Below are 22,264 nucleotides of genomic sequence, written 5' to 3'. Positions count from 1 at the left end.
CCGGGGTCGTTGTGTTGTCGTGCTACTGGCCTTTATCAGGTCACAATATGGTTTTGTTCGATAAGCTCCGTCAGCGTGGTTTGTACATTCTCCAGGGTTACCAGTTGCGTGGAGTGGTAAGTGCTGCCCGCCCCGTCACGGTCAATAGAGAGAGTGGTATTGCCGCCGCTGGTGCTGACGCTGAGATAGTTGCCCAGCGAGGCGGTTTGCCCGTTCCAGCCCACCAGCAAATCGCCGATGTCAATTTTGTCGCCCTGCGCCAGCGAGAAGTTTCTCCATGTGTCAGTCCCGTTGCCGCCCGTGGCATCGCTGGCGTTGAGCAGGTTGTAGATCAGCGTGTCGCCATATACCGATCCCACCAGCATGTCGCTTTGCACGGTACTGCTTACCTGCGGGGCGATATCCACCGTCAGCGTGGCGGTATCGGTATGACCGTGGGTGTCATTGAGCGTGTAAGTGAATGTCTCCTTCGTGGTGATGGACGAGAGCGCCACACCGTTGTTGAGCGTGTAGGTGTACGAACCGTCGGTGCGAATTTGCAGAGAACCGTAGTGGCCCTGAATGGTTGTAGTGGCGCTGGAGTAAGGATCCAGCGTGGCGGTACTGCCGTTGTAACCGGTAATGGTCAGGCGCGTATCGACGGTATTCAATTGGTCCATCGCACCGCCGGAGTCGCTGCCGTCAAAGATATTGCCGCTGACGGTGTGCGTGCCGGAGGTTTCGAAGTTATCCAGATCGACCGTCGTCCCGGTGATTTTCGGCGTAATGGTCGCTGCGCCCGCCAGGGTGTTATTGCCGGTGAAGTTCAGCGTGTAGGTGCCGCCATCCAGCTCCAGCCCGCTCAGATTGACGGTCACGGTGGCGCCGCCGAGCGTGATATTGGCGACCGGCACGGTACCGGAGCGAACGACCACGCCGTTTTCCAGTATTGACCAGCTAATGGTCAGATTGCCCAGCGTCACTAGCGTCGAGACATCAAAGACGATGGACGCGCCTTTCAGAATGGTGCCTGCCGCGACGTCAAAGGTTCCGCTGCCGCTACCGGTTCTGCCAAGTACTCCCCAACTGGCACTCCCGACGGTGGAATCCAGATAACTCGTGGTGTCCTGTACGGACGGGGCCAACAGGGTATCGCTGACATCGTTCACGGCATCCAGCGGACGGGCAGTCGGCTGGATATTGAGCGAGGCGGTATCGGTATCCCCGTTTGGCGCTTTCACCGTGTAGATGAAGCTGTCCGGTGTTTTGGTGCCGTCCGCGCCTACGCCGCTTTTCAGGGTGTAGGTGTAGTTCCCTTTCGCATCAATGGTTAACGTGCCGTAGGTGCCGACAATAGTCGTCGGGCCGGTAGCGGCAACCGCCACACCGTTTACCTGGGTGACCAGCGTGCCGGCGGGGGCGATATCATCGCTCAACACATTGCCCTGGGTGCTGGTGGTCAGGCTGTCAACGCTGTAAACATGATCCTCCAGCACGTTCAGGGTATAGCCGGTTAACGCCGTGACGCCAAATGCCGGGTTCAGCAGGAACAGGTATTCGCCGCCCGGCAGATTCAGCGTCAGCTTGTCGGACTGACCGCCCAGCAGCGGTGCGTTCAGCCAGTTTTTCTCCACTCGCCACTGTTCAAACTTCTGGGTGACGTCGTTGAAGCGATAGATGTACAGATCGAAGCTGGACGCCACCGCCACGCCGCCAATGGAGGATTGCAGCGTCATGGTGCGCGTAGAACCCTGCTCAACGTCGAAAATAATTGGGTTGCTCAGTTTGTCCAGTACGCCCAGATCCAGCACGTTGCCCAGACTGACGTTCACCACCGTAAAGCCGCCCTGCGAGGACGCCCCGTTGTTGATCGCCTCCACATGCGTGTCATAGGGCAGGGTGGCGACGTTATCGACGGCGGTCACGCTGCTGACCGGAGCGTCATTGCCCAGAGTAATCACCAGCTTCGCCGAGGCGCTGTTGCCGCCGCCGTTGATGGTGTAGGTGAAGCTCTCCGTGCGGCCAATCACTGAGGCCGGACTGTTCGGGTTCAGCGCATAGCTGTAGCTACCGTCCTGATTAATCGTCAGCGTGCCGTAGACGCCCTGAATGACGTTACTGCCAGCGTTAAGCGTAAAGACTTGTCCGTTGGCGTTAGTGACTGTGGTGACAAGGGTATCCTGCGGCGCGCTGTCGTTATTCAGCACGTTGCCGGTCTGCGGCGTGGTGGTAGTGATGGTACCGGCACTGGTCTCTTCGACGCTGACGTTCAGTGCGGTGTAAGAGCCGGTTGCCAGCAGCGCGGTGTTATAGGTCAGAACCCGATAAGTACCGCCCTCCAGTCCGGACACGTTCACCGTGACGCCGCTGCTGCCGAGCGTCAGTAAATTGGCAAACTGTGCCTGCGCGGTGTCGATGACCGTGGTCCACGAGTTAGTCGCGGCATCATATTTCTGGATCGCCACCTCCTGCGTATTCAGCAACGAGAGCACAACCCCGGTAGCGCTGGCGTCTATCACCAGACTGGCGCTGCCGCCGTCCTGAATGGTGAACTCCACGGCTGCCGTATCGTTACCTAACACGTTCGCCACGTTGCCCAGCGCGCCAACCAGCAGCAAACCATAGTCGCTCAGTTGCTCGGTTGTGACGGTGGCACTGGAGGTTAACTCCAGATTTTCAACGTTATCGCTGGCCGAGATGGGCAGCGTTGGCGCGGTGACCTGCGTCGGGGTCGAGGCGTTGCCGACGGCGTCCGTGGCGCTGACGCTGATGTTCTCGCCGCTGGTCTGTTTGCGATCGAAGGTATAGGTGTAATTGCCGCTGCTGTTGGCGGTTGTGGTCACCGTTAAGCCCGTGCTAAGCGTGATGCTCACCGTACTGCCCGCTTCAGCGGTGCCGCTGATGCTGGCACCGTCGGCGCTCACGGTGCCCGTTGGCGCGGCCGTGACCGTATCCACCGTGACGGTATAACCGGATGACAGCGTACTGGTGCCGTTGGTGTTAGTGGCTGTGGCGGTGAGGATGTGCGTTCCGTCGGCGATGTTGGCCTGCGGGGTCAGTGACCAGTTACCTTGCGCATCCACGCTGGTGCTGCCAATAGAGACGCCGTCGCTGTACACCGTGATGGTGGAGAACGGCTGACCCGTCCCGTTTAACAACGGTCTGGCGTCATTGGTGGCCTGACCGTTGGCCACCAGGCCGGTGATAGAGCCCACATCGTCCGTCAACGAGGCGATCACCGGGGCACCAGGCAGACCACTGAACGGCGCAATGACGCTGCCGGAGGTCCCGGTATTACCCGCTTTGTCCTGGGCGACTACCTGCAACGTCTCTCCACCGACCTGCGCAGGGGTAATCAGAATGTTAAAGCTGCCAGTGGTGCCGTCCGCAACGCCGGTACCCAGCACCGTGCCATTGCTGCTGGCGATAGTGACCGTGCTGCCGGCCTCTGCCGTACCGGTGACGTGACTGCCGTTGGTGACCACCGCCAGATTGGTCGGCGTGCCGGGCGGCGTGGTATCCACCACGATGGTCGATGTCGCCGACGATGCGCTGACATTGCCCGCGGCGTCGGTGGCTTTGGCGGTAAAGGTATGCGCACCCTCCGTCAGTGCGGTGGTAGGCGTAAAGCTCCACGCGCCGTTGGCATCCGCCTGAATCGGGGTTGGCGTGAGTAACGTTGCGCCGTCATAGAGTGTGATGAATGCGCCCGGCTCGCTGGTGCCACGCAGCTCTGGCAGGGTGTCATTGGTGCTTTGTCCGCTGCCGACGGGACCGATGATATTGCTGACATCATCAAGAATGGTGGTAATCACCGGCGCGGTTGGCGCCAGCGTATCCACCGTGACGGCGAAACTGGCCGCCGGACCGACGTTGCCCGCGGCGTCAGTCGCGGTCACAGCAAGGGTATGCGCGCCGTTAGTCAGGGCGGTGGTTGGTGTGAAGGTCCAGTTGCCGTCCGTACCGACAACGAGGCTGCCAATGACCGTGCCGTTATCGGTAAAGGTTAGCGTGGTGCCAGGCTCTGCCGTGCCGTTAAGCGTTGGGCGAGTGTCATTGGTGCTCTGATTGGGCGACAGATTGCCGGTTTGCGGCGCGCTGTCATCGACCACAGAAGTGATTACCGGTGCCAGCGGTGCGGCGGTATCTATCGTGACGGTGAAACTGGCAGAAGGACCGACGTTACCGGCGGCATCCGTTGCGGTGAAGGTTAACGGATGATTCCCCTGACCCAGATCGCTGGTGGGGGTAAAGGTCCAGCTCCCGTTCGCCTCAACCGTCACGCTGGCGAGGGGAACGCCGTTGTCCGCGATGCTGATTGTGGTCCCCGGTTCACCGGTGCCGGTGAAAACAGGACGCGCATCGTTGGTGGTTTGACCGCTGCTCAGACTGCCGGTGACTGGGCCAACGTCATCCTGCACATTACTGATTATTGGCGCGCCGGGCGAAACGGTATCGACCGTCAGCGTAAAATTCGCTGATGCCGGGCCGGTATTGCCCGCGCTGTCGGTGGCGGTGACCCTCAGCGAGTGGCCCCCCTGGGACAATCCGTCCGGTCGGTAGCTCCAGCTCCCGCCTTCGGTCACGGTGGCGGTGCCAAGCAGAACGTTGCCATCGTAGACGTTAATGGTGCTACCGGGTTCACCGGTTCCGGTCATGATCGGGCGGGTATCATTGGTGCTTTGCCCGCTGGTGAGCGCACCGGTTCCTGGCGTCACGTTATCGGTGACGCTGACGATGGTGGGAGCCGGAGGGGCAACCGTATCGACGACCACAGTAAAGGTAGCGCCAGGGCTGACGTTACCGGCCGCGTCTGTGGCGGTTACGTTGAACGTGTGTGAGCCATTGCCCAGCGCGGTGGTGGGCGTAAAGGTCCATGCGCCTGTACCGTTGGCCTGCACGGTGCCTAGCAGCGTGGTGCCGTCAAAAATGCTGACGGTGCTGTTCGCTTCGGCGGTTCCGGTCAGCGTTGGCCGCGTGTCGTTGGTGCTTTGTCCGTTGTTCAGCGAACCACTATTCGGGGCGACATCATCACTGACGGAACTGATGACAGGAGCCGATGGCGCCTGTGTGTCCACGGTCAGAGTGAACGCGGCGGACGGGCCTTCGTTGCCTGCCGCGTCCGTGGCCGTGACGGTCAGATTGTGTGGGCCGCTGCCTAATGGGGTATCCGGTGAGAGCGACCAGCTTCCATCGGTGCCCACCACCACGCTGCCCACGGCGAGTCCGCCGTCATACAGCGTAACAGTGGCACCCGGCTCCGCCGTTCCCTGGAAGGTTGGCTGAGTATCATTGGTGCTTTGTCCGTTCGCCAGTACGCCGGTTGACGGAGTGGTGTCATCGGTGACGCTTTGAATCACCGGTACCCGTGGCGCGGTGGTATCGACGTTCACCGTGTACGCGGTGGAAGGCGCGCTGACGTTACCCATCGCATCGGTGGCGGTGACGGTAATCGCATGTGAGCCTGTGGCAAGTGTCGGAGAGGTAAAACTCCAGCTACCGTTGGTGACCTGCGTGGTGCCGATTTTCACGCCATTGTCATAGAGGGTAATCGTACTGCCTTCTTCACCGCTGCCGGTAAAGGCGGGTGTGGTGTCATTGGTGCTGCCACCGTTACTGATGACGCCTGTGTGCGGCTCGCTGTTATCCGTGGCGCTGGTAAGGGTTGGCGCTACTGGTGGCGTGGTATCCACCACCACGACAAATGCTTCCGACGCGACGCTGGTATTCCCTGCCGCATCGGTGGCAGTGATGGTCAGATTGTGGCTGCCTTCCCCCAGACCGGTGGGAGGCGTAAAACTCCACGTGCCGTTGACGACCTGTACCTGACCGATTGGCGTATTGCCATCGTAAATCGTGATGGTTTCGCCGTTGGTGCCGCTGCCGCTCAGGGTGGGACGGGTATCGTTGGTCGTCTGCCCGCTGGTCAGTGTTCCCGTACCCGGGGCGACATCATCTGTCACGCTGCCAATCGACGGTTGTGCCGCTGGAGTGAGATCGACGGTGATGTTGACCACGGCTGACGCTTTGCTGCCATCCACAGTATCGATAACCTCGAAGGTGTGCAGGCCATCGGCTAACGTGGCGGTGGATGTCCAGTTCCAGTTGCCGTTCTCGTCAACCGGGACGTTTGACGCGACAACGATGCCGTCGACCAGAATATCGACGGTTGAGTTCGGTGTGGAAACGCCGCGCAGTCCCGGTTGCGTATCGTCAGTGGTTTGTCCGCTCTTCAGATCGCCCTGAATGGTGCCGGTGTCATCGACTATCGCGCTGATGACCGGCAGCCCGGTGCCGGAGCCGGTAAAGTTAGTGGGATCGCTGGTGTTACCGGCGGCATCCTGCGCCGTAGCGGTCAGCGAATTGACGCCTGTTTGCGCTGGCGTGACCTGAATCTGGAACGTGCCGTCCGTTGCCACGCCCGTACCAATCACATTGCCGTCGGTATCGCGGATCGTCACCGTGCTGCCGGTTTCCGCCGTGCCGCTGACCGTCGCGCCATCGGCTGTGATCGTTACCTCCTCCGGGGACGCCGGTTTAGTCAGATCGACGTTCAGCGAGATGGAGGCAGAAGGTGTGCTGACGTTACCCGCCGGATCGGTGGCCGTTGCCGTCAACGTGTAATTGCCTTCGGTGAGCGGCGAATCCGGGGTGATCGTCCAGTTCCCTGCGGCATCGACTTCAGCCGTGCCAATCGCCGTGCTGCCATTCGACAGGGTGATGGTGCTGCCGGGTTCGCCGGTACCGCTAATGGGTAACCCGGGCTGATTGGTGATTGCCGGACTGCCCAGCGAGGTGATAAACGGCGCGTCGGGTGCCTGGGTATCAATGATGATGCCAGTCGCCTCCGACGGCTGACTGGTGTTACCTGCGGCATCTTTTGCCGTCACGCTAAAGTTGTAATGGCCTTCGACCAGGGCGCTATCCGGGGTAAAGCTCCAGACGCCATCAATGACCTCGGCAGTGCCAATCTCCACGCCGTTATTCAGAATGGTGACAATGCTACCCGTCTCGCCCGTCCCACTCAGCGTTGGGGTGGTATCGTTGGTTTGCGCTCCGGCGTTCAACGCCCCGTCATCATCGCTCACAGCCAGCGTTGGCGTGCCAGGCGCCTGGGTATCCACGCGAACAATGCGATCCGGCGAGGTGCTGCTGTTACCGGCGGGATCGGTCGCGGTGATCTTGATGATATGGTCGCCCTGCGCCAGCAGTGGCGACGGGATGCTCCAGTTCCCGGAATTATCAATCACCAGCGATGGCAGCGCGACGCCATCCAGCGTGATAGTGATCGTGTCGCCTGGCGTACCACTTCCGCTCAGCAGCGGTCGCGTATCATCGGTGTACTGACCGTTATCGAGAGTGCCGGTCTGATTGCCGACGCGGTCAGTGACGGTCAGGTTGGGCACGGCGGGTGGGGTGGTATCTACCAGAATGCCGATCGGCGCGGAGGGTTCACTGATATTACCCGCCGGATCGGTGCTGGTGAGGGTAAAAACATGGTCGCCCTCATCAAGGGCATCCGACGTGTAGCTCCAGACGCCGTTAGTCACCGTGACGGTGGTAACCAGATCGCCATTGTCGTAAATGCTGATGATATCGCCATCTGTTCCCGTACCGCTCAGAACCGGCTGGGTTTCCCGGGTCGCCTGACCGTCGGTGAGTGGGCCATTTGCGCCATCCGTCAGCGTCAGCGCCGGAGTGTCGGGGGCGGTGGTATCCACCGTAATGGTTATCGGGGAGGATTTCTCGCTGGTGTTGCCCAGAGGATCGCTGGCGGTGACGCGCAGCGTATGGTCGCCTTCGCCCAGCGCGGGAGTCGGGGTAAAGCTCCAGCTCCCGTTTTCCGCAACTTTTGTCGTGCCAATGATCGCCGTTCCGTCATACACCGTAATGGTGTCTCCGGCGGTGCCGCTTCCACTTAACACCGGTTGCGTGGCGTCGGTCACGTCGTTGTCCGTCAGTTCACCTACGTTGCTGCCAGTGTTGTCAGTCAGGGTCACGATCGGAACGACTGGCGGCGTGGTATCGACGGTAATCGTGATGGGTGCAGAAGGTGTGCTGGTCTGGTTTTCCGCATCGGTCGCGGTGACGGTGAAGGTATGGTCGCCGTCGCCCAGCACCGGTGTGGTGAGCGTCCAGTTGCCGTTGCTGTCCACGGTGGCGGTTCCCGCAAGCGGGGTCCCTCCGTCCAGAATGGTGATGGTTGCGCCGGGTTCACCGGTACCGTTGAAGGTCAACGTGTTGTCGTCCGTGCGCTGGCTATCACTCAGATTGCCTTTCTGCGCGCCGGCATCATCGATAATCGCACTGACGACGGGGGCGTCTGGCGCTGTGATATCCGGGGCCGTAACGTCAGTTGGCTGGCTGGTATTGCTCGCGGCATCGGTGGCGGTGACGCTCAGCGTTTCACCGTTGGCCTGCGGCGGGTTAAGGGGGATCACCAGCGTTCCGCTCTCCGGTACCGGACCGGTTTCCGCCAGCGTATTGCCGTCACTGTCTTTAATCGTAATCGTACTGCCGGGTTCGGCGGTGGCGGTCAGGGTGGTGCCGTCTGTTGAAATAACCGCCGTAGGTGGCTGCGGCGCGGTGGTATCCGGCGCGGTAACGTTGGCTGGCGTGCTGTTCTGATTTGCCGGATCGGTCACTGTGGCAGTAAGCGTTTCACCATTGGTTTGTGGCGTGTCCAGCGTGACGGTGAAATTCCCCTCGCCGTCGGTTTGACCCTGGCCAATCGGGTTACCGTCCGGATCGCGAATCGTCACCGTGCTGCCGGGTTCTGCTGTCCCCGTCACGGTGGTACCATCATCCGAGACGTCCAGGTTTCCGGCGGGCTGCGGCGGGGTCGTGTCCGGGGCGAGGGCGGTCGCCGGAGGACTGGTCAGATTCGCCGGATCCTTGACGATGGCAGTTAAAATTTCTCCGTTGGTTTGTGGTGGGTTCAGTGTGACGGTAAATGAGCCGTCGGGTTGAACCTGTTCAGATCCCAGCGGGGTGTTGTCGCTGCCGTAAATGGTCACCGTTGTGCCTGGCTCGGCGGTACCGGTTACGGTTGTCCCATCGTCAGAAACATCCAGATCACCGGCCGCCTGCGGAGGCGTGATATCAGGAGCGGTTGCGTTGGCTGGCGAGCTGTCATTTCCCGCTTTATCCGTGGCGATGGCGGTCAGAACTTCCCCGTTTACCCGTGGCGGATTGAGCGGGAAGCTGAATTTCCCTTCGCTGTCTGCGGTTACGGTGCCGAGCGTGGTGCCGCTGGCGTCAGCAATGGTGACTTTACTTCCCGCCTCGGCGTTGCCGGTCAGCACGGTTCCGTTTTGCGAGACGAGCAGATCGTCGGGTGCCGCCGGTGGGGTAGTATCCACGGTGACCGCAAATTCTATCGTATTGCCGCTGATGCCGTCCTCTGTGGTCTGCGTGGCCGTGTAGTTGTGCAACCCTTCAGGCACATCTGTCAGATCGAACGTCCACGTGCCATCGTTGGCACTCGCCGTGCCGATCGCGATACCATTTTCATAAATGGTCACGACTGCGCCAGGCAACGCGGTACCTGTAAGGGTGGGGGTGGTGTCCTTGGTAAACTGACCGCTGCCTAACGTCACCGCGATGGGTTGCGTGTCATCAATGATGCCGGTAATGGTGGGGGCATCAGGAAAACCTGAGTCGGAACCGAGAAAGGCGGCTTCGTCACCTTCGTTACCCGCAGCGTCAGAAATATCGGCATACAGCTGTTCGGAATCGGTTTGCGCTGAAGTGAGGCGAACGGTAAACCGGCCAGTGTCATCGACCTGAACCGCGGCCAGGACATTGTGCTGGTTGTCGAAAATCGTGACGACACAACCCGCTTCTGCGATCCCTGAAACCCAGAGCCCATCTTCAGAAATCGCTAACCCGGAGACCTCATCAGGGGCAATCGTGTCGACGGTAAAGGTGAAATCACCGGAGATGGCGCTGGTATTACCGTTTTCGTCCGTCGCGGTCGCGGTCAGTACGTGTTCGCCTTCGGAAAGCGGGAGGTCGGGTTTATAGCTCCAGTTTCCTTGTTCATCGACGATAACGATCCCCATGACCTGCCCATTGTCATAGAGGGTGATGACGGAGCCAGCTTCACCTGTACCGGCAATCATCGGCTGGCTGTCGTTGGTGCTCTGGTTTTCCTGAATCGCCCCCGTAATGGCGGAGACGGCATCTGTTGCGCTGGTAATCACAGGGGCCGTCGGTGGTGTGGAATTTTCCCCGCCCGGAAGGTTCGTGTTGTTATCGCCGCCGCTGTTATTTCCACTTCCGTTATTTCCGCCCGCATCCCCCGGCGTGCCGCCGTTCCCGGAACCATCATCAGGATTACCATTGTCGTTATCATGATGATGACTGCTGCCACCTCCCGAGGATGCGATGGCCACGATTCCACCGGCAGCAACCGCGCCCCCCAGAAGCCATGGCCAGAGTGCTCCGCCTTCGTGAGATTCGCCGGCAGTAATCAGTAAATCGTCAATGGTTGAAATTTGTTCAAAATGCAGACCGTTTTCCGGGTTTTCCACCCACCACAGAGCACCGTGACTGTCTTCCAGCACCAGTTGGCTGGCCCCCTGGTCGTTCGCCACATAGAAATTTTTAACGGTCAGTTTTTCACCGGACGTAAAGGTGATCACCAGATCCTGATTCACACGAGCCAGTTGGCTGATGTCGCTACGCTCTGCGGATAATTTCACAATGGAAGGGGCATTAAGTGTGACTTCAGAGGCTTCAACATTGGTGGAAACGCCCGTCAACCTGGATATAACGGCGAGATGACGCATATGATCACTCCTGATGGCTAGCTCTGTGCATAAATTCGTTAAAACTACCGGGCAGGGAAAAGTACAGACGAGCGATCCCGTTCATCATGTGGATGAATTCTTGCCGGTGATGACAATGTTATGGCCGTGCAGATGATGGTTTCTGTTGCGTTGAATAACCCTTTGTTTTTTTGATCCACTGATACTTTCGTATTAGATGATATAGTCAGAAAGAACTCATTCTGCAAATTAACGTATATTTGCGATTTGTTTAGTGGCGGTAAAATATATACAGTTTTGCACCGATTGGCGACGTGAAACGGTACGGTGCGGAAAGCGAGTGTGATTTATCTCATTGTATTGAAATTAATTTTATGATTTCTGCTAGCCGGATAGGTATTGATTTCTTACATAAATTGTATTGGTATTTTTGACTATTAAAATGTCAAAAAAAATTATTTGAAGTATTAGATTATTGGACTATGTACGTAATATGAATAGGGTTGAAGATATATTCTTATCAGTTTTACGTTTCGGGGAAATAGAAATAATAAAGGAGAGAATATATTTTTGGAGATTCAACAGGTAAATAATGATGACCTACCTCAAATGCGAGGCAGGTCACATAATAACATCGTTAGCGTCCGGCATTTTTCATAATGCGCGCTTTATCCAGTTGCCATTCACGTTCTTTCAGGTCGGAACGTTTGTCGTGCTGTTTCTTACCCTTCGCTACGCCAATTTTGACCTTGCACCAGGCATTCTTCCAGTACAGAGAAAGGGCGACAACAGTGTAGCCTTCACGATTCACGCGACCATACAGGGAATCAAGTTCACGCTGATTCAACAGCAGTTTACGGGTGCGAGTGGGATCGCACACCACGTGCGTGGAGGCCACCGCCATCGGCGTAAAGTTAGCGCCGAACAGGTACGCTTCGCCGTCTTTCAGGATCACATAGCTGTCGCCGATGTTGGCTTTACCGGCGCGCAGGGATTTCACTTCCCACCCTTGCAGAGCGAGTCCCGCTTCGAACTCTTCTTCGATAAAGTATTCGTGTCGCGCGCGCTTGTTGAGCGCGATGGTGGCTGAGCCAGGTTTGTGTGCTTTTTTCTTCGTCATAGTGCCGCTCAGTATAGGTAATCTGGAATCGAAAAACACCCCATTTCATCCTTTGGGGCGCAAGGAGATATCTTAACATGAACGAGGTTGTACCCTGTTGTGGGATAGCGTTTTTTTTACCTTGTGATAAATGGTATTATTTGTTCGATTTTTGTTGATGGAAAGAGCTATGCCGCAGATTAGTCGAACCGCGTTAGTCCCTTACAGTGCGGAACAGATGTATCAGTTAGTGAATGATGTTCAGTCCTATCCCCAGTTTTTACCGGGTTGTACCGGCAGCCGTGTTCTCGAGTCTACGCCAGGACAGATGACGGCCGCAGTGGATGTCTCTAAGGCGGGGATCAGCAAGACGTTCACCACGCGAAATCAGTTAACCAGTAACCAGAGTATCTTGATGCATCTGGTCGACGGTCCGTTCAAAAAATTGATTGGTGGCTGGAAATTTACGCCGCTGAGTACGGATGCCTGCCGCATTGAGTTTCATCTCGATTTCGAGTTTACCAATAAGCTGATCGAGCTGGCGTTTGGCCGTATCTTCAAAGAGCTGGCATCCAATATGGTGCAGGCTTTTACGGTTCGAGCCAAAGAGGTCTACCGTGTCGCCTAAGATTGTCGTTGAGGTGGCCTATGCGCTGCCTGAGAAACAGTACCTGCAACCGGTGACGTTGCAGCCGGGGGCAACGGTCGAAGAGGCTATCCGCGCGTCGGGGCTGCTGGAACTGCGAACCGATATCGACCTGACGAAAAACAAAGTCGGTATTTACAGCCGTCCGGTCAAGCTGGCGGATGTATTACAGGATGGCGATCGGGTAGAAATTTACCGACCACTGATTGCCGATCCGAAAGAGTTGCGCAGACAGCGGGCAGAGAAATCGGCAAAAAAATAGCAGATAACAAAAAAGGTGCTCTGAGAGCACCTTTTTTGTTATCTGAAGACAAGCTTACGGGTTGTTGGTCAACGAAGGCTTGTTATCGATATTGGTCAATACACCGCTGCTGTTGAAGGTTAACGTCAGCGTTTGCTGCGTAACACCTTCATGGCCCGGCTGTTGACGGAACACATAGAACCAGGTGTTGGTGCCAAACGGATCGGACATCATCGGCGTACCCAGCGCATAGGCAACCTGTTGTTGCGTCATGCCCACACGAATTTTGGCTACATCGTTCGCGGTCAGATAGTTCCCCTGGTTGATATCAGGGCGGTAAACCACTCGCTCCAGAGTGGAACAGCCTGCGGTCAACATCAATAATACTGCTGCGGCAGCAGTCAGCGTTTTACAGCGCATAGTGATTTGATTCCTTTTCGGGCCCGAGCAGTACGTGGCTCATATGTAATATGCCGATGATAATAGACCTTTCACCACTTTAAAACCTTTTGCTTACGGGTCCGACGGCGTTTTTGTTGTCTACTCTGACCGTTAAGGTGCAAAAAAGTTTACGCTGCCAGCAGTTCTTTCGCATTTGCTAGGGTGTTGCGCGTTACTTCGCTGCCGCCCAGCAGGCGCGCCAGCTCCTGCAACCGTGCGCGTTTATCCAGTGGTTGCATGTGCGTTTCGGTCATTTCGCCGTCGGTCTCTTTACTGACAAAAAAGTGCTGATGACCGCATCCCGCCACTTGTGGAAGGTGCGTGACGCACATCACTTGTGTTGACTCACCGAGCTGACGCAGCAATTTCCCGACCACTGCGGCTGTTGGACCACTGATGCCGACATCGACTTCATCGAAAATCAGCGCTGGGGTTTCCATCTTACGTGCGGTAATCACCTGAATGGCGAGAGCAATACGCGACAGTTCCCCACCGGAGGCCACTTTGGCAATCGGCTGCATCGGCTGGCCTGGGTTAGTTGTCACTTTAAACTCGACGCGGTCTGCGCCGTCCTGGCTCAGATGGTGCTCATCAAACGCCACGTCGATAGTGAAACGGCCGTGTGGCATAGAGAGTGAGTGCATACTCTCGGTAATGAGGGTACTCAGTTCCTGGGCATAGTGCTGACGTTGCTCATGCAGCGCTTTCGCTGCTTCCAGCGCCTGCTGGCGGTGTTTGTTCACGGCCAGAGTCAACGTTTCCAGCGAGTCGGCCTGATCGTCTAGCTGCTGTTGTTCCTCCAGTAACGACTGGTAATACTGTGGCAGCGCTTCCGGACTGACGTGGTGTTTACGGGCCAGCGAAATTTGCTTCGAGATACGCTGTTCCAGTTCGAACAGGCGATTAGGGTCTAAATCCAGGCGATCGCAATAGTGGCGTAGTTCGTCACTGGCTTCCGTGAGTTGAATCGTTGCCTCTTCCAGCATATCAAGAATGCCCGAGAGCTTACTGTCCATACCGACCAGTTCACTAACCAGTTGCTTTGCGGTATAGAGCTGACTTTGTAAGTTAACGTCTTCACCGTCTGCCATCAGCGACAGCGCATTCTGGCTGGTGGAGAGAAGCTGGCCGCTGTTGGCCAGGCGCTTGTACTCTTCATCAATCTGTTCAAATTCACCCGGCTGCGGGTTAAATTCATTCAGCTCTTTAAGCTGATACTGCAGCAGTTCCGCACGAGCGGCACGTTCCTGACTCAGCTGCTGGTGATGTGCTAAATCACGGCAGCTCTGGTGCCAGAGTTGGTAACGCGCAGCCATATCCTGCACCCGCACGGATTCATTCGCGTAGCCATCAAGCAAGGATTTTTGGTGTTCAGCTTTGGTCAGCAACTGATGCGCGTGCTGGCCATGAATTTGAATGAGCAGTTGTCCCAGTTCGCGAAGCTGAGAGAGGGGAACCGCAGTCCCGTTGATAAAACCACGGGAGCGCCCGTCGCTGCTGATCACGCGGCGAAGTAAACACTCACGTCCTTCTTCAAGCTGGTTTTCTTCCAGCCAGCGCAGGGCGGCAGGGGTATCCTTCAGCGAAAAACGGGCGCACAGGTCAGCACGGCTGGCGCCGGCCCGGACCATGTCGGCTTCAGCACGGCCACCAAGGCACAAGCCGAGCGCATCAATTGCAATAGATTTACCCGCCCCGGTTTCACCGGTGATGACGGTCATTCCGCTCTGAAAATCGATCTCAAGTTCACGAACGATAGCAAAATTGCTGATGGTCAGTTGTGCCAACATAATCGTTTTCCTGTATGAAAAACCATAACTGTAATTACATACAGTATAAACTGGTTTTTTATACAGTAAAGAGGTTGGTGTTAAATTAGAATAATTTTTTTGACCAGCCTAATTTGGTACTTAATGTATTGAAATAACTATAATCTTTAGGGTGGATGAGATTCAGGTGATAGTCACAGCGGCGGATCAGTACATCTTCACCTTCCTGGATCGGCAACGCGATCTGACTGTCACAACTGATTTCGAGATCGTTACGGCGGTGCGAGAAGCGCAACCGAATAGTGCTGCTGCTGTTGATGACCAGCGGGCGCGCAGAAAGGGTGTGCGGGAACATCGGCACCAGCGTGATGGCATCAAGCGACGGGGTCAGAATCGGCCCGCCGGCGGAGAGGGAATAGGCGGTGGAACCGGTAGGCGTTGAGATGATCAGGCCATCGGAACGCTGAGAGAAGGCAAAGCTTTCGTCAATATAGACTTCAAACTCAATCATATGCGCGACTTTGCCGGGATGCAGCACCACTTCGTTAATGGCGGTACTGATACGCTTCTGGCAGTCCTTCTGACACACCTGTGCTTCCAGCAGAAAGCGTTTTTCCGCGACGTAATGACCTTCCAGCACGTCGGCGAGCTGTTGCTGCGCGTTATCGGGGTCAAGGTCAGTCAGAAAGCCGAGATTGCCACGGTTGATACCGATCACTTTGATATCGTATCGCGCCAGCGTTCGCGCCGCACCCAGCATATTGCCATCACCGCCGACAACCACCGCGAGGTCTGCCTGCTGGCCAATCTCCGCCAGGGTGCCAATTTTCACATTCTTCAACTGCAACTCGTGAGCGATTTGTTGCTCAACAATGACCTCATACCCTTTCGTGCATAACCAGCGGTAGAGCATTTCATGTGTCGTGAGTGCCGTGGGGTGACGAGGGTGTCCCACAATGCCGATACACTTGAAATGATTATTCATTTTTTCGAGGTCCTTGTGACGAAGATTGATGACAATGTGAGTGCTTCCCTTGAAACCCTGAATCTGATCCCCATAATAAGCGAAGTTAGCGAGATGAATGCGAAAAAAACGCGGAGAAATTCATGAGTAGTAAAGAACAGAAAACGCCTGAGGGGCAAGCCCCGGAAGAAATTATCATGGATCAGCACGAAGAAGTTGAGGCGGTTGAATCAGACGCTTCTGCTGAGCAGGTGGATCCGCGCGATGAAAAAATTGCGAATCTGGAAGCGCAGCTTACTGAAGCTCAGACCCGTGAACGTGATGCGGTGTTGCGCATAAAAGCGGAAATGGAAAACCTGCGTCGCCGTACCGAACTGGACGTTGAGAAGGCACACAAGTTCGCGCTGGAGAAATTCGTCAATGAACTGCTGCCGGTGATTGATAGCCTGGATCGCGCGCTGGAAGTGGCGGACAAAGCCAATCCGGATATGAAGCCTATGGTGGAAGGGATCGAACTGACCCTGAAATCGATGCTGGATGTGGTGCGCAAGTTTGGCGTTGAAGTGATTGCTGAGACGAACGTTGCGCTGGATCCGAACGTGCATCAGGCGATTGCGATGGTCGAGTCTGAAGACATCGCGCCGGGCAACGTGCTGGGTATTATGCAGAAAGGCTATACGCTAAACGGTCGTACGATCCGCGCGGCGATGGTGACCGTTGCGAAAGCGAAAGGTTAATCTTTCGGCTATTTATATTGCCGGATGGCGCTGATGTTTATCCGGCCTACGGCCCACTGGAAAACCGGCGGGCCGTTTTCATTACTCCGCGACACTCTCCCGCAGCGGTTTCACGGGCAACACTTTGACCTGTTTAATCATATTCTCCTGGACGTCGAGAATATCGATATCATATTGACCGATGCGCACGCGAGTGCCCGCAATCGGGATCTCTTCCAGTGCTTCCAGAATCACGCCATTTACCGTACGCGCGTCGTCTTCCGGCAGATGCCAGTTAAACGCTTTGTTAATTTCCCGCACGTTGGCGCTGCCATCGATAATCACCGAACCGTCATTTTGCGGCGTCACTTCCTCAGCCAGCGTAGGTGACATCGAGGTGGTAAAGTCGCCGACAATCTCTTCAAGAATATCTTCCACCGTGACCAGCCCCTGAATATCGCCATATTCATTGACCACCAGGCCGACTTTCTTTTTATTACGCTGAAATTTGATGAGCTGTGTGCTGAGTGGCGTGCCCTCCGGGACGAAGTAAATCTCATCGGCGGCGCGCAGCATGGTCTCTTTGGTGAACTCTTTCTTTTCCGACATTAACCGCCAGGCTTCGCGAACGCGCAGCATGCTGATAGCGTCATCCAGCGAGTCACGGTACAACACAATACGCCCGTGCGGCGAGTGCGATAGCTGACGCACGATGGACTTCCAGTCGTCATTGATATCAATTCCCATAATTTCACTGCGCGGCACCATGATGTCATCCACGCTGACCTTTTCCAGATCGAGCACTGACAGCAGCATGTCCTGGTTGCGCCGGGAAATTTGCGAGCGGGATTCATTCACGAGGGTTCGTAACTCATCTTTACTCAACGAACCGCTGATGACGATATCGGTTTTAATGCCCATCATGCGCATCAGTAATCGGGTGATGGTGTTGAGCAACCAGACCAACGGCATCATCAGAATCTGTAACGGCGCTAACAGGAAGCTGCTGGGATAGGCCACCTTTTCCGGGTACAGCGCCGCAATGGTTTTTGGCAGAACTTCGGCAAACACCAGCACGACGAAGGTCAGCACGCCGGTGGCGATGGCAACGCCCGCATCGCCATACAAACGCATACCGACAATGGTGCCGATGGCCGAAGCAAGAATATTGACCAGGTTATTACCAATTAGTACCAGGCTTATCAGGCGATCGGGCTTACGCAGCAGCTTTTCAACACGCTTTGCCGGACGGTTCCCTTGTTTGGCAAGGTGGCGTAAGCGATAGCGATTCAGGGTCATCATTCCGGTTTCGGAACCGGAAAAATAAGCGGAGATAACCACCATGACGATCAATGTGACGATCAGCGTGGTGGTGGAGATGTGTTCCAGGGGGCGCCTCCTTTAAGGCTTAGCTGACAAACTGCTGCAATATCCGGCTACCAAAATAAGCCAGCGTCAGGATCCCGGCGCCTGCGACGTTAAACCACACAACACGACGACCGCGCCAGCCTTCATGATAATGTCCCCACAACAGAACAATATAGACAAACCATGCGATGATCGAGAGCACCGCTTTGTCGATATTTTCCATGCTGAACAGATTGTGCATGTAAAACAGGCCGGTACACAGGGTGAGCGTCAGCAGAACCACGCCAATCTGCGTGATGTGGAACATCTTGCGTTCGATGCTCATCAGCGGCGGCATTTCATTATTGAACGCCAGCTTTTTGTTTTTAAGCTGATAGTCGATCCACGCCAGTTGCAGCGCGTACAGTGCGGCGATAATGAGTGTCGCATAAGAGAACAGCGACAACCCGATGTGGACCATCATTCCCGGCGTGGCTTCAAGGTGGGTGATGAACTCGTTCGGCATAAAGGTCGCGAAGGCCAGATTGATCAGCGCGAAGGCATACACCACCGGCAACAGCAGCCAGCCACGGTTGCGCGAGGCGACAATCGTCATCACCGTACAGATCATCAGGCTGACCAGCGAACCGACGTTCAGCAGGCTCAGGTTTTGTCCGCTATCACCACCTGGCAGAATGCGGGCTTCAAGCGCAATGGCGTGACACACCAGCGCGACAACCGCAGAAAGAATGGCCATACGCCGCCAGCCGCTGTTTTTTTGCAGCAGAGCGGGGACGATCAGCGCGAGGCTGACGGAATAGGCGACAAGGGCGAGCAAAGCAAAAACGGGCATAGTGGTGTCGACAGTTGGCCAGTGAGAAAGAGAAGCAGTATAGCGTTACGTGACCGCGGCTCCAACCGTTGCATAACAACAAAGACGGCTTCATGTTATACTGCGACAAAATTCTGTTCATGTGTCGCTTGAGCGACCAACCGTTTCCACCCCAGGCGAGAGACAATGTTTGATAATTTAACCGATCGTTTGTCGCGCACGCTGCGCAATATCAGTGGCCGCGGACGCCTTACTGAAGACAACGTTAAAGAGACGCTGCGCGAAGTGCGCATGGCGCTGCTGGAGGCTGACGTTGCGCTGCCGGTAGTGCGAGAGTTTATCAATCGCGTAAAAGAGAAAGCGGTTGGGCATGAAGTTAACAAGAGCCTGACGCCAGGGCAGGAGTTCGTCAAGATTGTCCGTAACGAACTCGTGGCGGCGATGGGCGAAGAGAACCAGAGCCTGAATCTGGCTGCGCAGCCGCCAGCCGTGGTGCTGATGGCGGGCTTGCAGGGTGCGGGTAAAACCACCAGCGTCGGTAAGCTGGGTAAGTTCCTGCGCGAAAAGCACAAGAAGAAAGTGCTGGTCGTCTCCGCTGACGTATATCGCCCTGCGGCGATCAAACAGCTGGAAACGCTGGCCGAGCAGGTTGGCGTTGATTTCTTCCCGTCGGATGTCGGCCAGAAGCCGGTCGATATCGTTAACGCGGCGCTGAAAGAAGCCAAACTCAAATTCTACGACGTGCTGCTGGTGGATACCGCCGGTCGTCTGCACGTTGATGAAGCGATGATGGACGAAATCAAGCAGGTTCATGCTTCTATCAATCCAGTAGAAACCCTGTTTGTGGTCGATGCGATGACCGGTCAGGATGCGGCGAATACCGCGAAGGCGTTCAATGAAGCGCTGCCGCTGACCGGCGTGGTGCTGACTAAAGTTGATGGTGACGCCCGTGGCGGTGCTGCGCTCTCTATTCGTCACATCACCGGCAAGCCGATCAAATTCCTCGGCGTTGGCGAGAAAACCGAGGCGCTGGAGCCGTTCCATCCGGATCGTATCGCGTCACGTATTCTCGGCATGGGCGACGTGCTGTCGCTGATCGAAGATATCGAAAGCAAAGTTGACCGCGCGCAGGCTGAGAAGCTGGCGACGAAACTGAAAAAGGGCGACGGTTTTGATCTGACCGACTTTCTGGAACAGCTGCGCCAGATGAAAAACATGGGCGGCATGGCGAGCCTGATGGGCAAGCTGCCGGGCATGGGGCAGATCCCGGACAACGTGAAGTCACAGATGGATGACAAAGTGCTGGTGCGCATGGAGGCGATCATCAACTCGATGACCCTGAAAGAGCGCGCGAAGCCGGAAATCATCAAAGGGTCCCGTAAACGCCGTATCGCACAAGGCTGCGGTATGCAGGTGCAGGACGTTAACCGCCTTCTGAAACAGTTCGACGACATGCAGCGCATGATGAAGAAGATGAAGAAGGGCGGAATGGCCAAAATGATGCGCAGTATGAAAGGGATGATGCCGCCAGGATTCCCTGGTCGCTAAAAACAAGGGTATAAGGCTATCTTGTTTGCCATTTTAGTTCCGGGGTGTGCTCGAAATGCTCACGTACTACGTGTACGCTCCGCTTTTTGCGCACACGCCGAAACGAAACTGGCTTCACCGATATACGCCTTCTATCCCTTGCTTACTGTCCAGCATCAAGATGCTGATTGCAATTTCCCCAGAAATCAGTAAAATTTTCGGGCTTTTAATATGACACCGGGCTCCGTTCCTCGATGGGGCCCGGTTGTTTTATTCACACAAGAGGATGTTATGGTAACTATTCGTTTAGCTCGTCACGGCGCTAAAAAGCGTCCGTTCTACCAGGTTGTTGTTACTGACAGCCGTAACGCACGTAACGGTCGCTTCATTGAGCGCGTTGGCTTCTTTAACCCAATCGCTAGCGAAAAAGAAGAAGGCACTCGCCTGGATCTGGATCGCATCGCTCACTGGGTTGGCCAGGGCGCGACCATTTCTGATCGCGTTGCTACGCTGATCAAAGAAGTAAGCAAAGCAGCTTAATCTGTCACGGTGGTCATGATGAGCAAGCAACTCACTGCGCAAGCACCCGTGGACCCGATTGTCTTAGGGAAAATGGGATCGTCTTACGGTATTCGTGGTTGGCTCAGAGTGTTTTCTTCCACTGAAGACGCCGAAAGCATTTTTGACTATCAGCCCTGGTTTATCCAGAAGGCGGGTCAGTGGCAGCAAGTACAGCTGGAAAGCTGGAAGCACCACAATCAGGATCTGATCATCAAGCTGAAAGGCGTTGAAGATCGGGATGCTGCGAATCTGTTGACCAATTGCGAAATTGTCGTGGATTCTACGCAACTGCCAAAACTGGAAGAAGGTGACTACTACTGGAAAGACCTGATGGGCTGCCAGGTAGTGACCACTGAAGGCTACGATCTCGGTAAAGTCGTCGACATGATGGAAACCGGATCGAATGACGTCATCGTCATTAAGGCAAACCTGAAAGATGCGTTTGGTATCAAGGAACGCCTCGTGCCGTTCCTCGATGGGCAGGTTATCAAGAAAGTCGATCTCACTACGCGGACTATCGAAGTAGATTGGGATCCTGGTTTTTAAACCACCGGATAAGCGGTAAATGACGGCGTGATGGGGATTGGCTTGTGTTTATAGGTATCGTTAGCCTGTTTCCAGAAATGTTTCGTGCAATTACCGATTACGGGGTAACTGGCCGGGCTGTTAAAAATGGCCTGCTGAACATCCAGAGCTGGAGTCCTCGTGACTTCACGCATGACCGGCACCGTACCGTGGACGATCGTCCTTACGGCGGCGGACCGGGGATGTTAATGATGGTACAACCCTTACGGGATGCCATTCATGCAGCAAAAAGCGCGGCGGGTGAAGGCGCTAAGGTGATTTATCTGTCACCTCAGGGACGCAAGCTTGATCAAGCAGGCGTCAGCGAACTGGCTACGAATCAAAAGCTGATTCTGGTCTGTGGTCGCTACGAAGGCATAGATGAGCGCGTGATCCAAACCGAAATTGACGAAGAATGGTCAATCGGCGATTACGTTCTCAGCGGTGGCGAGTTACCGGCAATGGTACTGATTGACTCCGTTTCCCGGTTTATTCCGGGGGTTCTGGGCCATGAGGCATCGGCAACGGAAGATTCCTTTGCGGATGGATTGCTGGACTGCCCGCACTATACCCGACCTGAAGTGTTAGAAGAGATGGACGTCCCGGCAGTGTTACTGTCAGGAAACCATGCTGAGATACGTCGCTGGCGCTTGAAACAGTCGCTGGGTCGCACCTGGCTTAGAAGACCTGAACTTCTGGAAAACCTGGCTCTGACTGAAGAGCAAGCAAGGTTGCTGGCGGAGTTCAAAACGGAACACGCGCAACAGCAACATAAACATGATGGGATGGCGTAAGCCCCCGATTAT

Annotated in this window: 14 protein-coding genes; 7 read left to right on the top strand and 7 right to left on the bottom strand. The window is 55.8% G+C overall.

What is annotated here, in order from left to right; genetic code table 11:
- Window positions 1–35: 35 nt before the first annotated feature.
- A complete protein-coding gene (locus C2U53_RS29470) occupies window positions 36–10,772 on the bottom strand; it encodes a BapA/Bap/LapF family large adhesin (RefSeq protein ID WP_104446849.1) in 10,737 nt (3,578 codons plus the stop codon).
- A gap of 616 nt (window positions 10,773–11,388) precedes the next feature.
- On the bottom strand, window positions 11,389–11,871 hold the full coding sequence (gene smpB / locus C2U53_RS29465; RefSeq protein WP_042325938.1) for an SsrA-binding protein SmpB: 483 nt from the start codon (window positions 11,869–11,871) through the stop codon (window positions 11,389–11,391).
- Between the two features lie 130 nt (window positions 11,872–12,001).
- On the opposite strand from smpB, the gene C2U53_RS29460 reads away from it, so the two are divergent.
- Both C2U53_RS29460 and C2U53_RS29455 read left to right on the top strand, forming a co-directional pair.
- Complete coding sequence (locus tag C2U53_RS29460; RefSeq protein WP_042999680.1) at window positions 12,002–12,478, top strand: type II toxin-antitoxin system RatA family toxin; 477 nt, start codon at window positions 12,002–12,004, stop codon at window positions 12,476–12,478.
- Window positions 12,468–12,758 (top strand): RnfH family protein, encoded by a 291-nt coding sequence (locus C2U53_RS29455; protein WP_042999681.1) that lies wholly within the window; start codon window positions 12,468–12,470, stop codon window positions 12,756–12,758. The genes C2U53_RS29460 and C2U53_RS29455 overlap by 11 nt, the downstream gene beginning before the upstream one ends.
- 54 nt (window positions 12,759–12,812) lie before the next feature.
- Here the strand turns inward: C2U53_RS29455 and bamE are convergent, their stop codons facing one another.
- The 3 genes from bamE to nadK form a co-directional block, all read right to left on the bottom strand.
- Window positions 12,813–13,157, bottom strand: coding sequence for an outer membrane protein assembly factor BamE (gene bamE, locus C2U53_RS29450; protein ID WP_044255202.1), 345 nt, complete (start codon window positions 13,155–13,157; stop codon window positions 12,813–12,815).
- A 149-nt stretch (window positions 13,158–13,306) separates the two neighbouring features.
- On the bottom strand, window positions 13,307–14,968 hold the full coding sequence (recN, locus tag C2U53_RS29445) for a DNA repair protein RecN (RefSeq protein ID WP_044326706.1): 1,662 nt from the start codon (window positions 14,966–14,968) through the stop codon (window positions 13,307–13,309).
- 85 nt (window positions 14,969–15,053) lie between these two features.
- The gene (gene nadK / locus C2U53_RS29440; RefSeq protein ID WP_042325929.1) at window positions 15,054–15,932 is read right to left on the bottom strand and encodes an NAD(+) kinase; all 879 of its coding nucleotides are present in this window, start codon (window positions 15,930–15,932) and stop codon (window positions 15,054–15,056) included.
- 122 nt (window positions 15,933–16,054) lie between these two features.
- On the opposite strand from nadK, the gene grpE reads away from it, so the two are divergent.
- Window positions 16,055–16,648, top strand: coding sequence for a nucleotide exchange factor GrpE (gene grpE / locus C2U53_RS29430; RefSeq protein WP_042999685.1), 594 nt, complete (start codon window positions 16,055–16,057; stop codon window positions 16,646–16,648).
- Window positions 16,649–16,729: 81 nt separating this feature from the next.
- Here the strand turns inward: grpE and C2U53_RS29425 are convergent, their stop codons facing one another.
- Window positions 16,730–18,016, bottom strand: coding sequence for an HlyC/CorC family transporter (locus C2U53_RS29425; protein ID WP_042999686.1), 1,287 nt, complete (start codon window positions 18,014–18,016; stop codon window positions 16,730–16,732).
- Window positions 18,017–18,035: 19 nt separating this feature from the next.
- Window positions 18,036–18,827 (bottom strand): inner membrane protein YpjD, encoded by a 792-nt coding sequence (locus C2U53_RS29420; RefSeq protein ID WP_042999687.1) that lies wholly within the window; start codon window positions 18,825–18,827, stop codon window positions 18,036–18,038.
- Between the two features lie 165 nt (window positions 18,828–18,992).
- On the opposite strand from C2U53_RS29420, the gene ffh reads away from it, so the two are divergent.
- From ffh to trmD, 4 genes are all read left to right on the top strand, one after another.
- Window positions 18,993–20,354, top strand: coding sequence for a signal recognition particle protein (ffh, locus tag C2U53_RS29415; RefSeq protein ID WP_042325920.1), 1,362 nt, complete (start codon window positions 18,993–18,995; stop codon window positions 20,352–20,354).
- 270 nt (window positions 20,355–20,624) lie between these two features.
- Window positions 20,625–20,873: a 30S ribosomal protein S16 gene (gene rpsP, locus C2U53_RS29410; protein WP_042325918.1), complete on the top strand. Its 249-nt coding sequence runs from the start codon at window positions 20,625–20,627 to the stop codon at window positions 20,871–20,873.
- Between the two features lie 18 nt (window positions 20,874–20,891).
- A complete protein-coding gene (gene rimM / locus C2U53_RS29405) occupies window positions 20,892–21,440 on the top strand; it encodes a ribosome maturation factor RimM (protein ID WP_042325915.1) in 549 nt (182 codons plus the stop codon).
- Between the two features lie 44 nt (window positions 21,441–21,484).
- Window positions 21,485–22,252: a tRNA (guanosine(37)-N1)-methyltransferase TrmD gene (gene trmD, locus C2U53_RS29400; RefSeq protein ID WP_042999689.1), complete on the top strand. Its 768-nt coding sequence runs from the start codon at window positions 21,485–21,487 to the stop codon at window positions 22,250–22,252.
- Window positions 22,253–22,264: the final 12 nt, after the last annotated feature.

The sequence above is a fragment of the Citrobacter sp. CFNIH10 genome (genome assembly GCF_002934585.1).
Taxonomy (GTDB): Bacteria; Pseudomonadota; Gammaproteobacteria; order Enterobacterales; family Enterobacteriaceae; genus Citrobacter_A; species Citrobacter_A amalonaticus.
This window is presented reverse-complemented; position numbering and strand designations above follow the sequence as displayed.

Bases quoted from the DNA above. Each gene is read 5' to 3' on its own strand.
- rimM (WP_042325915.1), top strand. From the start codon at position 20,892: ATGAGCAAGCAACTCACTGCGCAAGCACCCGTGGACCCGATTGTCTTA.
- recN (WP_044326706.1), bottom strand. From the start codon at position 14,968: ATGTTGGCACAACTGACCATCAGCAATTTTGCTATCGTTCGTGAACTT.
- grpE (WP_042999685.1), top strand. From the start codon at position 16,055: ATGAGTAGTAAAGAACAGAAAACGCCTGAGGGGCAAGCCCCGGAAGAA.
- nadK (WP_042325929.1), bottom strand. From the start codon at position 15,932: ATGAATAATCATTTCAAGTGTATCGGCATTGTGGGACACCCTCGTCAC.
- smpB (WP_042325938.1), bottom strand. From the start codon at position 11,871: ATGACGAAGAAAAAAGCACACAAACCTGGCTCAGCCACCATCGCGCTC.
- C2U53_RS29420 (WP_042999687.1), bottom strand. From the start codon at position 18,827: ATGCCCGTTTTTGCTTTGCTCGCCCTTGTCGCCTATTCCGTCAGCCTC.
- C2U53_RS29460 (WP_042999680.1), top strand. From the start codon at position 12,002: ATGGTATTATTTGTTCGATTTTTGTTGATGGAAAGAGCTATGCCGCAG.
- rpsP (WP_042325918.1), top strand. From the start codon at position 20,625: ATGGTAACTATTCGTTTAGCTCGTCACGGCGCTAAAAAGCGTCCGTTC.
- ffh (WP_042325920.1), top strand. From the start codon at position 18,993: ATGTTTGATAATTTAACCGATCGTTTGTCGCGCACGCTGCGCAATATC.
- bamE (WP_044255202.1), bottom strand. From the start codon at position 13,157: ATGCGCTGTAAAACGCTGACTGCTGCCGCAGCAGTATTATTGATGTTG.
- C2U53_RS29470 (WP_104446849.1), bottom strand. From the start codon at position 10,772: ATGCGTCATCTCGCCGTTATATCCAGGTTGACGGGCGTTTCCACCAAT.